This is a genomic window from Microcystis sp. M53598_WE2, assembly GCF_030067735.1.
Taxonomy (GTDB): Bacteria; Cyanobacteriota; Cyanobacteriia; order Cyanobacteriales; family Microcystaceae; genus Microcystis; species Microcystis aeruginosa.
The window spans coordinates 1-13,512 of record NZ_JASJFE010000280.1 but is presented as its reverse complement, the minus strand read 5'-3'; the positions used below and the strand labels follow the sequence as shown (position 1 = coordinate 13,512).

Sequence of the window (13,512 nt, the reverse complement as noted above, 5' to 3'; positions counted from 1 at the left end):
TTGATTCATGAATCAACCCTACTATGAATCAACCCTAGTGGCAGGGGGGATCAGACGCAAAATCTATTTAATAATTCATCTAGGAAAACCCGTTCTTGCTAAAATAACTCCAATTTTAAGCGCAATCATCCCCCCAAGAACACTGCCCAACCAGTAAATTAAGCCAAAAGTCATGTTTCCCTGCTCTAAAAACTTGTTAGACTCCAAACTATAGGTGGAAAAAGTTGTATAGGAACCACAAAAACCCGTGGCAATCATCAATCCTAATTCTGGGGCAATTATGCGAATATTTTCCTTAACCATAGTAAAGATATAGGCAATAACTAAACAGCCAGAAACATTGACCAAAAATGTTCCTAAAAATCCCCATTCTTGACCGAAAAGACTGCTAATTAATTCCGCAATATAAAAACGACTCAAAGCCCCAAAAATAGCCCCAATCGCCACGAATAAACCATAACGTCCCCTGAAAAAATCCATGCTGTCTGTCCTGCCCTTCAATAGTCAATAAATTGGAGAATTAAGTAGCTGGTTATAATTAAATTAAAAATGGATTTTAGGTTCGATCCCCCCTTAATCCCCCCTTGATAAGGGGGGCATCTGATAGTTTTTAACGCCTACCTACTTAACCTAGAAAAACTTGGGCAATAGCTGCCCCGATTCTCACGGCAATCAATCCGAAAATGATACTAGCAACGGCAAAAACAAGACTGAGAAAATTTTGTTGATTGCGCCAGAGGATCAGGATATCTAAACTATAGGTAGAAAAGGTGGTATAAGCTCCTAAAAATCCCGTTCTAACCATTAAATCTAGTGCGTGGGAATAAAAGGTAAAACTGGGTAAAATAGCCCAAAAAAAGCCGATAGCTAGACAGCCAGTTAAATTAATAATAAAGGTTCCATAGGGAAAGCGCAAGCCGAATTTTGCTTTTGTCCATTCGGTAATATGATAACGAGATAACGCCCCGGGAACCGCTCCGGCTACAATTGCGAAAACATCGTTCAAATCTGACATTGTCTCTAATTTTTTTGCTATCTTTGCCTAGGCTCTATGATAATTGATGCGGTTATCGATCGCATGGCCCATATTTTCAGGGGTGTTATTGTTGAGGACAACCCTCTGACTTTAAAATAAAGGGATGAAAATTCAACCGCGTCAACGTTTTGGACAACATTGGTTAAAAGATGAATCGATACTCGATCGCATCATCAGCGCCGCTAATTTACAATCAGAGGATCGGGTATTAGAAATCGGACCGGGTACAGGCATTTTAACCCGTCGTCTTCTCGATGGCGCTCAATTGGTTGTCGCTGTAGAAATCGATCGAGATCTATGGACAATTTTAAACAAAAAATTTGGCCAACAAGATAACTTTCATCTCATCCCAGGCGACTTTCTTACCCTTAAACCGGAGCAACTGCCGCCGGTTAATAAAGTAGTGGCTAATATCCCCTATAATATCACCGGTCCGATCCTCGAAAGGCTCCTCGGTTCGATCGCCCATCCCTTCACCCCCCCTTATCAGAGTATTACCCTCTTAGTCCAGAAAGAAGTCGCCGAAAGATTAGTCGCTGTCCCCTCTACCAAAGCTTACAGCGCTCTCAGCGTCCGCATTCAATACCTTGCCGATTGTCAATGGATTTGTGATGTACCCCGGCGGGCCTTTTCCCCACCTCCCCAGGTAGATTCGGCGGTAATTCAGCTTTTACCCCGTGTTTTGCCGAATAATGTCAGTAATGCTGCCTTTTTGTCCACTTTAGTTAGCCTTGGTTTTGCCAACCGGCGCAAAATGTTACGCAATAATCTAAAAAATTGTCTAGATAGCGATCGATTAAGCCAAATCCTGACACAATTAGAGATTAATCCCCTCGCTCGCGCCGAAGATCTCAGTTTATCGCAATGGATTGACTTGGCGGAAAAATTAGGTCAATTGCCAAAATTTTAGATTTTTTTTCTTGACAAATGCACAGTTATACCCTTCTAGCCCCCGCTAAAATTAATTTATATCTAGAAATCGTTGGCGATCGCCCCGATGGTTTCCACGAGTTAGTGATGGTGATGCAGACGGTGGCATTATGCGATCGCATCACTCTCCGGCCGAACGGATTGCAGGAATTCCGTCTCTTTTGCCATCATCCCCTCGTCCCCCAAGATAGCAGTAATCTCGCCCATCGGGCCGCCACTTTGATGGCGAAGGAATTCCCCCGCCTCTTTGCCAATTACGGCGGCATCGATATCACCATCGAGAAATATATTCCCGTGGCTGCCGGTTTAGCGGGGGGTTCCACCAACGCGGCGGCGGTGTTAGTTGGCATCGATTTAATCTGGGAATTAGGCTTAACCCGTCCGGAATTAGAAACTTTAGCGGCAAGATTGGGGTCCGATACTTCCTTTTGTGTGACAGGAGGAACGGTTATCTGTACGGGAAGGGGAGAAATTCTCGATCCTATCGCTCCTCTCACTGGATTATGGGTGATTTTAGCCAAATACGATCATTTATCCGTTTCTACACCCTGGGCCTACCAAAGCTATCGACAAAAATTTCAGGATACCTATCTGTCTTCTCCAGAGGACTTTCATCACCGCCGTCAGCAGGTGAGTTCCGGGGCTTTGGTACAAGCGATCGCCCAGAAAAAACCAGCCGCTATCGGCAAATTTATCCACAATGACCTCGAAAAGGTGGTTTTACCCGAATTTCCCCTCGTAGCCGAGTTAAGACAGGTTCTAGGGGATTTAGGCGGCTTGGGAACGATGATGTCAGGCTCTGGCCCAACGGTTTTTACTCTCTGTTCATCTCAGGAAGTGGCGGAAACTATTGTTAAAGAGGCCCGGGAAATTCTCGTCGCTCCCGATCTACAATTTTGGATAGCCCCAATCACCGATACAGGCATTCAAGTGACTTGAGAAAATTAAAATTGACCGCCTTTACCAAGATAACCAAACTCGCGGAATAATTGCCTCTCGATCGCTCATTTCTCGTCTTAAAATTTGCCAAACCTGCTGAAACCATTGTCGCACTTCACCGCTAGAATTACCCCGATAACGACACAAAAGACCATCTCCTAAAGTGTTAGTAACTCCCCTCTCTCCTTCTAGGGAAAAATCTCTCACTTTCTCGATTAAATTTCTGCCCACCGGTTGACCGATATAAACTAAAGTACCGATCAGGGCGCTATCATTTAAACCAGAAAATCCCTCGATCATTTTACCACCTAACAGGCAGGATCGATCGAGCCATAAAGGTTGTCCAGATCGCCAAATTTCCCAATTAGAATGCCATTCTCCCGCTAAAAATTTCTCCCCTCGCGCACTGCGACCAAAACGGGTAATTTCCCATCCCAACCAACTGCTATTTTCCCCTAAATCCACTCGTAAATGTTGGCGAAATGCCGCCCCATTAAAGATAATTGTTTCTTGGGGTAGCCATTCTAACCCGGCATTGTCATCGATTTTAATCTCGATTAATTGCTGGGCCATCTGACCGTTACTCTGGTAAACTTTTCCAGCAGAAGCAGTGGTAATCAGGGCATTAGTAGCGGCTTGGAGATGAATTTTTTGTTGAAGAACATCACCCCCAACTATTCCCCCCGCCGTGTGTAAAATTACCGTATGACAAAGGTTTTTTCCTTCGGGATAAAAAGGTCTTTGTACTTTTAAAGGGGCGGTAGCATAGACGTGATTAATCTCGGTTGCGAGATTTTTTTGCTTGTAAATTAGTTCTAGGTTTCCCTGCCACATTATTTATCCTCGGTCATGGTTTCTAGAAATTGGCGATAATTTTCGGGACTGAGATTAATTTTAACTTCTATTTGCTGTTCTTTATCCCTGATCAGTAAAATATATTCACTTTCTGCTTTTTTGCCAACCAGGAGAGGATTTTTTAGCTCGAATTTTTGATAAACTAGATGGGGTTTCGTCACCCGAATAACTAAACTAGCTTGGGATTGGGGATAAATGTCTAATTGCTCCCGTTCCCGATCTAAAATTAATTGTTTAGGTGTCATGCTTCTTTCGTCAGCAAAAGTAGATTTATGCCAATAGAGGGTAATCCCCCGAATTTGAGGCATTTGGATGCTAAATTTTTCATCAAAACCTTGCCGCTCCCAATTAATATCTTCCAGAGAGCCAGTATCGGGAATTAAACGCTGTTGCCAGAAGACTTCCTTAAGATTTAAATCTTGCCACCATTGGCTAATAATTTGGAAATTCTCCAGATTATCGGGGTTGGGATTGGCACTTTGCCAGAGGAGAGGAGTAAGCATTTTGGGGGAATTTTTGCGCTGGGAAAATCAGGTTAATAGTCTTCGCTGGAGTTAAGGGATCATTAATCTCAATTATCATCGATTCTTGAGCTGCTGATCGGGCTATGGTATTAACTCTCGATCGCATTTTTATTTTATCCTAAATTATCGAGGGAAAAACTGCTAAAAAATCTGATTTTGTCCCCCTGTGAGCTGCCTTGACGATCTTTTGATTCTGATTAAGAGGCTGTTTGGTTGACGGGAGGAGAGGAAAATTATTCCTGTGACATATAGTCCGTGGACTTATCGTCCACTAAGGACGATTATAGACTTTATGGAAAAATCAAAAGCAGTAATTTTAAGGGCATTGGGGTTAATGATCCGAGAGCATAGAGCCGCTTTAGGCATATCACAAGAAGAACTAGGGCTACGTTGCCATCTTGATCGTACCTATATATCTGGACTAGAGCGAGGAGTAAGAAATCCTTCTCTTACCGCTCTTGTCACTCTGGCGAAGGGATTAAACATAACTGTATCCCAATTACTGGAAAATTTAGAGATAGAAATAGAGAAACCGGAATGAGTTCTGATTTAGTAGAAGCTCTAAAAGCAAAGTTTAAACAGGGTTCATCACAGTACAAAGTCTTCGAGTTATTATCAGATCGAGCTTGGCATTGTCGTACCTGTGAAGGGAAAAAAATAGCATCGGAGCAATATGCTGGCGGCGGTGGTATCCAAGGATTAGAGCGCGGAAATAGGAGCGGTCGCCAGGGGCTAGTAATAGAAACAAAACGAGAATACTGTCCAATTTGTCAGAAAACAACAACTTGGGATCGATGGACTGGAGAGATGCGAGCGGCGAATGCCTCCGCCAACATACCGCCTCAATTAGTAGCTAGAATTTTGGAGTTTTATCGATATAAAGATGTGATTGAAAACAGAATCAGACAGTCACATGAACTGGTTATTGACCATCGTTTTCCTATGGAACGTTGGGGGATAAGTGAACCAAGTCATGATCTCAATATGAGTGTAGCTGAGATGAGAAACAAGTTTCAGCTTCTCAAAAAAGATAGTGCGGGAAATCATAATTTATTAAAGTCAAGAAGTTGTGAAAAATGTATTAAAACTGGTAAGCGAGGAACACCAATGGATATCAGATTTTGGTATTCCGGTGGAGAGAACTGGCCGGAAAATATTCCTCAATCTGGAGCAGCAGCAGAACAGGGCTGTGTAGGTTGCGGTTGGTATGATTTTGAAACATGGCGTAATTCTCTTAATATCAAATTGACTGAAGAGCCGTGATTTATATTGCCACCTCTCCAATATTTTTATTACCTGTAGCTATGAGATTTAAGTAGGGAATAAGAGCATAGCCAATACACTCTGCCAAACGTGGAGGTACGGCATTTCCAATTTGCCACATCGCTTTTTTCATTGTTCCTTCAAAAATAAAGGAATCGGGAAAAGTTTGTAATCTAGCCATTTCTCTGGCTGAAATAACCCGATTTAAATAGGGATGGATATGAGTACCGCCATGATTTTCTTTAATTGTCATACTTGGCTTACCCCGATACTGTCGTTTGAAGGCATCAACATAAGTTTCATATAAGGAACCACCGGGAGGAACTTGAGCTATTCTGGCCATATATTCGGGGGAGTGACGAGTCCATTCGTGATTGATACTGGGAAGAGGTTCATAGGCAGGTAAATCGCAGATAGCAGCTTCAATCGGTTGGTATTTCTCCGGTACTAATTGAGGACTTGGATAAGGATTTGGCAGCCCAAATCTATTAGCTATGAAAATAGCTCTTGGTCTTATTTGAGGAACGCCATAGGCGGCAGATTCAAGAATTGCTATTGAAATATTTCCATAGCCAATGCCTTGAAAAGCTTCCAGAATATTTTGCTTAATTTCTCCTTTTTTTATTGTTAGAATACCGGGTACATTCTCCATGACAACGTACCAAGGCTGTATTTCATAAACAAGGCGAATAAATTCTTGAAAGAGATGATTCCGTGGATCATTAGCATCTCGTTTTCCAGCAACGGAAAATCCTTGACATGGTGGTCCGCCCACCACAAGATGAATGAATGGATTGCCAATTTTTGCCAACCATTCTTGAGTATTAAAATCATGTATATCACCACAAAAATGATGACAATTGGGAAAATTCTTTTGATGGGTTGCTGAGGCGATCGGGCTAATTTCTGCACTGGCTACAGGGTTAAAACCTGCTTGCAATAAACCTTGGCTTATACCGCCCGCACCGGAGAATAGATCGATAAAATTATAGCTATTGAGAGGCTTAAGCGGAACGTTAACATCGACCAGGACTTGATAGGGATCACGCTTTACCGTTGCTAGTTCGCGCTGAATTCTTTCGTAACGACCTAACTTGGCTTTTTTCTGTTTGCTTACCGCCTGACTTGGTTGATTATCTGGAAATAATGACAATTGCAAATCCATTACTTTAAGAACAAATGGCCTACATGATAATATTGTGACAGATAGTCCACAGAGTGTCAAGATGGGACTGGAATGAGGGAACAGACCTTCGGCAAACGTTTGAGTGCCGCCTTAAACCCCAAAAAAGAGGGATTTTATGGTAAAATAGTCGTACAAATGGGCATATTCTGCACATCAAAAGGGTAAAAACCCGATTTTTAGCGAATTTACTCACAAAAACGCTTTTTTTGCCTTGTTATTGGAGTTAACCCCCCTATGACCGCCGCCCAGGATCATGTCGTCCCCACAGACTTAAGCAATGAAATGTCCCGTTCCTATCTAGAATACGCCATGAGCGTCATCGTTGGACGCGCCTTGCCCGACGCTAGGGACGGACTGAAACCCGTACACCGGCGCATTCTTTATGCGATGTACGAACTAGGATTAACCCCCGATCGCCCCTTCCGGAAATGCGCTAGAGTCGTCGGGGAAGTATTAGGAAAATACCACCCCCACGGGGATACTGCTGTTTATGATGCTCTCGTCCGCATGGCCCAGGATTTCTCCATGCGCGATCCCCTGATTAACGGTCATGGTAACTTCGGATCGATCGATAACGATCCCCCGGCAGCCATGCGTTATACCGAGTGTCGTCTGCACACCCTAGCCACCAACGCCCTACTACAGGATATCGAGTCAGAAACCGTCGATTTTGCCGATAACTTCGATGGTTCCCAACAGGAACCCGTGGTTTTGCCCTCTAGAGTCCCGCAACTGCTAATTAATGGCTCATCGGGCATCGCCGTCGGTATGGCCACCAATATCCCCCCCCACAACCTGGCCGAGATTATCGATGGAACCGTTGCCCTCATCCATAACCCCGATCTCACCGATACGGAATTACAGCGTTATATCCCGGGGCCAGACTTTCCCACCGGGGGGCATATCCTTGGTAGAGACGGCATTCAGGAAGCTTACACCACCGGCCGCGGTTCCATTACCCTGCGGGGAGTCGCCACCATTGAAACTATCGAACAAAGGGGAAGACCCGATCGAGATGCTATTATTATCACCGAACTGCCCTATCAAACCAATAAAGCGGCATTAATCGAAAAAATCGCCGATTTGGTCAATGATCGCAAAATAGACGGTATTTCCGATGTGCGGGACGAAAGCGATCGCGACGGCATCCGGGTGGTGATCGAACTGAAACGGGATGCCTATCCCCGCGTCGTCCTCAACAATCTTTATAAACAAACGCCCCTCCAGTCGAATTTTGGGGCGAATATGTTGGCATTAGTCGATAACGAACCGAGATTACTGACTTTAAGGGAGTTTCTCCGGGTTTTCCTCGATTTTCGGGTAGAAGTGATCACCCGTCGTACCCGTTATGAACTCCGCAAGGCCGAGGAAAGGGATCATATCCTTCAGGGTTTACTAATTGCCCTCGCTAGTCTCGATGCAGTCATTGCCCTGATTCGCAGTGCTGCCGACACAGCTAGTGCAAAAGAGGGATTAGTGCAGAATTTTGGTCTCTCAGAGGTGCAAGCGGACGCAATCCTACAAATGCAGCTGCGGCGTTTAACCGCCCTAGAATCGGAGAAAATTCAGCAAGAACACGGGGAATTACTGGCAAAAATCGGCGATCTTCAGGATATTTTAGCCAAAAAAGAACGGATCGACAGCATTATCGAGGAAGAACTGCAACAGATCAAAACGATTCACGCTACCCCGCGTCGCACTCATATTGAACAACGGGAAGGAGAAATCGCCGAAACTGACCTGATTGCCAACGAACAGGCCTTAATTCTCGTCACCGAACAGGGTTACATCAAAAGAATGCCCGTTAATACCTTTGAGTCCCAAAATCGGGCGACAAGGGGCAAAGCTGGCGCAAAAATGAAAGAAGACGACGGCATCGATCACTTTATCACCTGCCGCGATCACGATAGCGTCCTCTTTTTCACCGATCGCGGGGTTGTCTATAGTCTCAATGCCTATCATATCCCCACCGGTTCCCGCACCGCTCGCGGCGTTCCCATCGTGCAACTGTTAGAGATTCCCAAAGGGGAGAAAATTACCTCGGTGGTGGCAGTCAGCGAGTTCAGCGAGGATAATTACCTGATTATGCTCACACAAAAGGGATTTATCAAGAAAACCGCCCTCGCTGCCTTTAGTAATATTCGATCGAACGGTTTAATCGCCATTTCTCTCGAAGACGGTGATCAACTGCGTTGGGTTCGCTTGGCCAAAGAGGAAGATAGCGTCATTATCGGTTCTCGTCAGGGGATGGCCATTCATTTTAAGGCCGATAGTCAACAATTGCGCTCCTTGGGAAGGGCAACTAAAGGCGTAAAATCGATGAAATTGCGCTCAGGTGACGAATTAATCAGTATGGACATCCTGCCTAGTCAAATTGTCGCTCAAATCGCTGAATCTAACGAAGAAGAAACCGAGGACGAAAGCGAAGAAATTAACCCCGAAGTGGCTAATAATGGCCCCTGGGTGTTAGCGATTACCATGGCAGGACTAGGAAAACGGGTTCCCGTTACCCTCCTCCGGCTACAAAATCGGGCGGGATTAGGAGTCAGAGTGATTAAATTCCGCAAAAAGAACGATAAATTAGCGGCTCTGCACGTTGTTAACCCCCACGAGGAATTTATGATTATCACCGAACGGGGTATTATTATCCGTCAATCCGTCGATGCTATTACTCCCCAATCGCGATCGGCCGGAGGCATCCGGGTGCAAAAACTTGATGAGGACGATGCGATCGCTGCGGTGGCCCTAGTTCCCCCTAGTGATGCGGAGGAATCTGAAGACAGTTAGATTTACTGGGAAGTGGGGAAGTGGAGTGTGGGGTGTCGGGTGTGGGGTGTCGGGTGTGGGGTGTCGGAAGAATAAATAGAAATAATCTCCTGTCTCCTGACTCCTGACTCCTGTCTCCTGTCTCCTGTTCTGAGGATTTGGGATTAAAACTGGAAAAAGTGCATTAATTGGGAGATTTCCTGAGCGTCTAGGGATAAACGCCCTTTAAAATCCACAATATTCTTAAATAATCCCTGTTCTTCTCTGCTTTTAATAATGGCAGCTGCCAAATTATCGCTGATTAGGGGCAGGGTGGTTAACTGCTCGATCGAAGCGGTGTTAGGATTGATTTTAGGGGGTGCGAGGTGACTTTCGGGACTATAATAGGCAAATTCTAGAATCGGCTCCCAAGCTTTCAATCTAGCCACAGGAACACTCAAAGCAGCGGCTAGATCTTCAAGACAAAGCAATTCTACCCCCATACCCGACAATTCCACCAACATTCGCGCTTGATGGATGGATATCCCCGGCAATCGCAGCCAATCATCCACACCCGCTTGACTGACATTAATTTTAATGCCCAATTGTGCCGCCATAGCGATCTCATCAAGGGAACGGAAGCGATAATAGGGATCATTGCTAATTTTGGCTTTTAAAGGGTTAAAAGTGCGTCCTAACCAGTTTTGCGGTGTCATTATAGTAATTGTCGCCGTTTTTCTTCAAATTCGTACTCAGAAATTAATCCTTCTTGCCGGAGGCGCTCTAATTCTCTTAAAGCTGCCCCGATCGCCTCTACTTGTTTAGGCTCTAAACTGGGGACAGTGGCAGCAGTGGTGGCAGTGGGAAAATAGTTAGCCAAAAATTGGTTATCTTGGATTAAATACCACACTGCATCGATCGCGCAAGCCACCCGGGGAATCGGAGTTTGCCAGAGGAGAAGATAGATAATTCCCCAGAGAGGTTGACCGAGATAGAATTTATGAATACCGGCGATAGGAAAGGGTAAAGCGAGAATGCTGCCGATAAAAGCCAAAAAAATCGCTAATTTACGGCTTTTGGGCTTACTTAATAATTTTTCCACCAGAAGCATGAGACCTGTTCGAGATTGATTTTAGCCTGATCTGAACCTTCTATTCTAAAATAAGTAGGGAGGCACAATTATTTGTAGGATGGGTTAGCGGTAGCGTAACCCATGCGGCCGTTGGGTTTCATGCTTCAACCCAACTTACGTTCATCTTATATTTAATTCCACCCACCCACTTACTCTTTGGTTCTAAGTAGGGAGACACAATTATTTGTAGGATGGGTTAGCGGTAGCGTAACATAATCTGGCGTTGGGTTTCATGCTTCAACCCAACCTACGTTCATCTTATATTTAATTCCACTCAGCCACTTAACATAGGGATACGCGATGACTAGCAGAATCAAGGAAATCTTTCAAACAGGACAACCGGATCAATCCGTCACCGTGCAGGGTTGGGTGAGAACAAAACGAGAATTAAAAGAATTTACTTTCCTGGAAGTTAATGATGGCTCATCCCTAGCCAACTTACAAGTTATCCTCGAACCGACTTTACCCGATTATGAAAATGTACTAAAAATAATTAGTACAGGAACGGCGATCGCTGTTTCGGGAAATTTGGTTCTTTCCCCGGGTAAAGGGCAAAATATCGAGTTAAAAGCGGCCGAAATCACCCTTTATGGTGACTGTCCCCCGGATTATCCCCTACAAAAGAAACGTCATTCCTTTGAATTCCTGAGAACCATTGCCCATCTGCGAGCAAGAACCAACACCCTAGGAGCAGTAATGCGGGTTAGAAACGCTTGCGCTACCGCTATACACACTTTTTTCCAAGAAAAGGGCTTTATTTGGGTACATACTCCCATTATTACCGCTAACGACTGCGAAGGTGCGGGGGAATTATTTACTGTCACCAGTTTAGACTTAAAAAAACCCGCCAATTTTGCCGAAGATTTCTTTGGTAAACGGGCCTATTTAACCGTCAGTGGACAATTACAAGCGGAAGTAATGGCCATGGCTTTATCTAATGTTTACACTTTTGGCCCGACTTTTCGCGCCGAAAATTCTAATACTTCCCGTCATCTGGCCGAGTTTTGGATGGTGGAACCGGAAATGGCTTTTTGTGACTTGGAAGGAGATCAGGATTTAGCGGAAGCTTTTCTGAAATATATCTTTAAATTCGTCTTAGAAAATTGTCCCGAAGATTTGCAGTTTTTTAACGAACGTATCGATAAAACGGTGTTAAGTACGGCCGAGAATATCGTTAATAGTGAGTTTGGACGGATTACCTACAGCGAAGCGATCGAGTTATTAGAAAAAGCCGATCGTCAGTTCGAGTTTCCCGTAGAATGGGGCGTAGATTTACAGTCAGAACACGAACGTTATCTAGCGGAAGAACTATTTAAAAAACCCGTGATTGTCACCAATTATCCCAAGACAATCAAAGCTTTTTATATGCGTCTAGATGACAGTAATAAAACCGTTTCCGCTATGGATATTTTAGCGCCCAAGATCGGCGAAATTATCGGCGGTTCCCAACGGGAAGAACGATTAGATGTATTAATCCAAAGAATGCAGGAACAGGGAATGAATCCCGATGATTTGTGGTGGTATTTGGATCTGCGTCGCTACGGTTCCGTTCCCCACGCCGGTTTTGGTTTAGGATTCGAGCGCCTGGTACAATTCATGACGGGAATGACCAATATTCGCGATGTGATTCCTTTCCCCCGTACCCCTTTAAGTGCCGACTTTTAGAATGATGTCTAGGATCGACAGGAGAAAGGTTGTAATCCTCAAGCTTTCAGCGCTAATTTGCTTGGTCTTTGGAGACTTGTACAACTTTATTGTACAAGTCCAAGCTCTTGAACTCCCCAAAAACCCCAAAATCTCGATCGCTGGTTAGGGAGAGGAATGTAAATATTTATTAAATTGTAGCTTTTAATACAGTTGTGGGGGATAGTATGTGTGGTTGTATGGAATCCTCTTTTAGGGTTGGGTTGGGCTGTCCTTCACCGGATGAAATTCGACGCAGTAGCGGCGATGCTGGGGTGCTGCTATTCTATCGCCAGCGACAGGAAAAACGTTGGGTTGTGGCAGTGGCTCGGCGTTTAAATGGAGATGGGTTCTTGATTACTGCCTACCAAACCGATGGGATTAAAGAAGGGGAAATGCTATGGCTCAAGTAAAAGTTTTCTATGAACCGGAAACGGAATTACTCACTGTCTTCTGGCAGCAACCCAGAAAGGAGCAGATTTGTACTGAACTGGGGGATGGGGTGATTTTGATTAAGGATTCCACCAGTGGCGAGCCGATTGGCTTGGAAATTCTCTCCTATCGCCCTGGGGACAATCGCTTTGATGCGGTGAGCGTCGAATTGGGGCAGTTGAGTCCCGTCCGTTGATATTGGTCGTGATTCTGGTTGTCCTCTAACTTCCGAAATCATCTGGGCGTTGAGGATGGGTTTCATGGTGGATAGCTCGTCAGGGAGAGAAATGTAAAGATTTATAAATTGTAGCTTTTGATACAGTTGTGGGGGTGTGTGCTGTGCTGTTATCCTCCTTCTGTCTTGGGTTGGGCTATCGCCTAACCCAAGCTGCGAGGGGGAACGTACTACGTTCTTTGTCCCCTTTCTCCTGTAACAGTTCTTAATGGGTTTGTCTGAGTTTAGCCTGATTGATAATGATAGCGAGCTTGTAAAAAATAAACCTTATTTCCCGTGACTTTATAAACCAAACGATGCTCTAAGTCGATCCGTCGTGACCAAGTGTCGGCAGCAATATACTTAAGAGGTTCGGGCCTACCCAATCCTGTAAACGGATCGGCATCCAAAATATCTGCTACTAAGTCTAAGATTTTATCGCCTTTTTTCGGTTCGTTCCGATACCACCAAGCTAAATCTGCTTTGAAATCAGGACTAAAAACGGGCAAATAACTATGAATAGGATTGTTTTTAGGTTTATCTGGCTTATTTTCTCTTTTAGGACTCAATTCC

At 44.5% G+C, this 13,512-nt stretch carries 16 protein-coding genes; 8 read left to right on the top strand and 8 right to left on the bottom strand.

Going from position 1 to position 13,512, the window contains the following annotated elements; genetic code table 11:
• Positions 1–75: 75 nt before the first annotated feature.
• The gene (gene crcB, locus PX636_RS05995; protein WP_288116489.1) at positions 76–480 is read right to left on the bottom strand and encodes a fluoride efflux transporter CrcB; all 405 of its coding nucleotides are present in this window, start codon (positions 478–480) and stop codon (positions 76–78) included.
• 145 nt (positions 481–625) lie between these two features.
• Complete coding sequence (gene crcB, locus PX636_RS05990; RefSeq protein ID WP_125731574.1) at positions 626–1,015, bottom strand: fluoride efflux transporter CrcB; 390 nt, start codon at positions 1,013–1,015, stop codon at positions 626–628.
• A 124-nt stretch (positions 1,016–1,139) separates the two neighbouring features.
• Between crcB (PX636_RS05990) and rsmA the strand changes: the two genes are divergently transcribed.
• Positions 1,140–1,946 (top strand): 16S rRNA (adenine(1518)-N(6)/adenine(1519)-N(6))-dimethyltransferase RsmA, encoded by an 807-nt coding sequence (rsmA, locus tag PX636_RS05985; RefSeq protein WP_288116488.1) that lies wholly within the window; start codon positions 1,140–1,142, stop codon positions 1,944–1,946.
• Positions 1,947–1,963: 17 nt separating this feature from the next.
• Positions 1,964–2,905, top strand: a complete 942-nt coding sequence (gene ispE / locus PX636_RS05980; RefSeq protein WP_002797798.1) for a 4-(cytidine 5'-diphospho)-2-C-methyl-D-erythritol kinase — start codon at positions 1,964–1,966, stop codon at positions 2,903–2,905.
• Between the two features lie 21 nt (positions 2,906–2,926).
• Here ispE and PX636_RS05975 read toward each other — a convergent pair whose 3' ends face one another.
• Both PX636_RS05975 and PX636_RS05970 read right to left on the bottom strand, forming a co-directional pair.
• Complete coding sequence (locus PX636_RS05975) at positions 2,927–3,739, bottom strand: urease accessory protein UreD (RefSeq protein ID WP_288116487.1); 813 nt, start codon at positions 3,737–3,739, stop codon at positions 2,927–2,929.
• The gene (locus PX636_RS05970; protein WP_288116486.1) at positions 3,739–4,263 is read right to left on the bottom strand and encodes a hypothetical protein; all 525 of its coding nucleotides are present in this window, start codon (positions 4,261–4,263) and stop codon (positions 3,739–3,741) included. Before PX636_RS05970 ends, PX636_RS05975 begins: the two co-directional genes overlap by 1 nt.
• A gap of 313 nt (positions 4,264–4,576) precedes the next feature.
• Here PX636_RS05970 and PX636_RS05965 point away from each other — a divergent pair, with 313 nt between their 5' ends.
• Positions 4,577–4,825 carry a helix-turn-helix domain-containing protein gene (locus PX636_RS05965; protein WP_002759092.1) on the top strand — a complete coding sequence of 83 codons (249 nt, stop codon included), beginning with the start codon at positions 4,577–4,579 and terminating at the stop codon, positions 4,823–4,825.
• Positions 4,822–5,547, top strand: a complete 726-nt coding sequence (locus PX636_RS05960) for a restriction endonuclease (RefSeq protein WP_288116485.1) — start codon at positions 4,822–4,824, stop codon at positions 5,545–5,547. The genes PX636_RS05965 and PX636_RS05960 overlap by 4 nt, the downstream gene beginning before the upstream one ends.
• A gap of 1 nt (position 5,548) precedes the next feature.
• Here the strand turns inward: PX636_RS05960 and PX636_RS05955 are convergent, their stop codons facing one another.
• Entirely contained in the window at positions 5,549–6,712 is a 1,164-nt protein-coding gene (locus tag PX636_RS05955) for a DNA cytosine methyltransferase (RefSeq protein ID WP_288116484.1), read from the bottom strand.
• A gap of 255 nt (positions 6,713–6,967) precedes the next feature.
• On the opposite strand from PX636_RS05955, the gene gyrA reads away from it, so the two are divergent.
• The gene (gene gyrA, locus PX636_RS05950) at positions 6,968–9,520 is read left to right on the top strand and encodes a DNA gyrase subunit A (protein WP_288116483.1); all 2,553 of its coding nucleotides are present in this window, start codon (positions 6,968–6,970) and stop codon (positions 9,518–9,520) included.
• Between the two features lie 143 nt (positions 9,521–9,663).
• Here gyrA and PX636_RS05945 read toward each other — a convergent pair whose 3' ends face one another.
• Together PX636_RS05945 and PX636_RS05940 are read right to left on the bottom strand one after the other, a co-directional pair.
• Positions 9,664–10,194 carry a ComEA family DNA-binding protein gene (locus PX636_RS05945; RefSeq protein ID WP_288116482.1) on the bottom strand — a complete coding sequence of 177 codons (531 nt, stop codon included), beginning with the start codon at positions 10,192–10,194 and terminating at the stop codon, positions 9,664–9,666.
• Positions 10,194–10,589, bottom strand: coding sequence for an NINE protein (locus PX636_RS05940; protein ID WP_288116481.1), 396 nt, complete (start codon positions 10,587–10,589; stop codon positions 10,194–10,196). The genes PX636_RS05945 and PX636_RS05940 overlap by 1 nt, the downstream gene beginning before the upstream one ends.
• A 321-nt stretch (positions 10,590–10,910) precedes the next feature.
• On the opposite strand from PX636_RS05940, the gene asnS reads away from it, so the two are divergent.
• The 3 genes from asnS (at position 10,911) to PX636_RS05925 (ending at position 12,921) form a co-directional block, all read left to right on the top strand.
• A complete protein-coding gene (gene asnS / locus PX636_RS05935; protein WP_288116480.1) occupies positions 10,911–12,275 on the top strand; it encodes an asparagine--tRNA ligase in 1,365 nt (454 codons plus the stop codon).
• A 218-nt stretch (positions 12,276–12,493) separates the two neighbouring features.
• On the top strand, positions 12,494–12,706 hold the full coding sequence (locus PX636_RS05930) for a hypothetical protein (protein WP_079207245.1): 213 nt from the start codon (positions 12,494–12,496) through the stop codon (positions 12,704–12,706).
• The gene (locus PX636_RS05925) at positions 12,694–12,921 is read left to right on the top strand and encodes a hypothetical protein (RefSeq protein ID WP_002735928.1); all 228 of its coding nucleotides are present in this window, start codon (positions 12,694–12,696) and stop codon (positions 12,919–12,921) included. The genes PX636_RS05930 and PX636_RS05925 overlap by 13 nt, the downstream gene beginning before the upstream one ends.
• Before the next feature lie 263 nt (positions 12,922–13,184).
• Here the strand turns inward: PX636_RS05925 and PX636_RS05920 are convergent, their stop codons facing one another.
• Complete coding sequence (locus PX636_RS05920; RefSeq protein WP_002797777.1) at positions 13,185–13,508, bottom strand: Txe/YoeB family addiction module toxin; 324 nt, start codon at positions 13,506–13,508, stop codon at positions 13,185–13,187.
• Between the last annotated feature and the right edge of the window lie 4 nt (positions 13,509–13,512).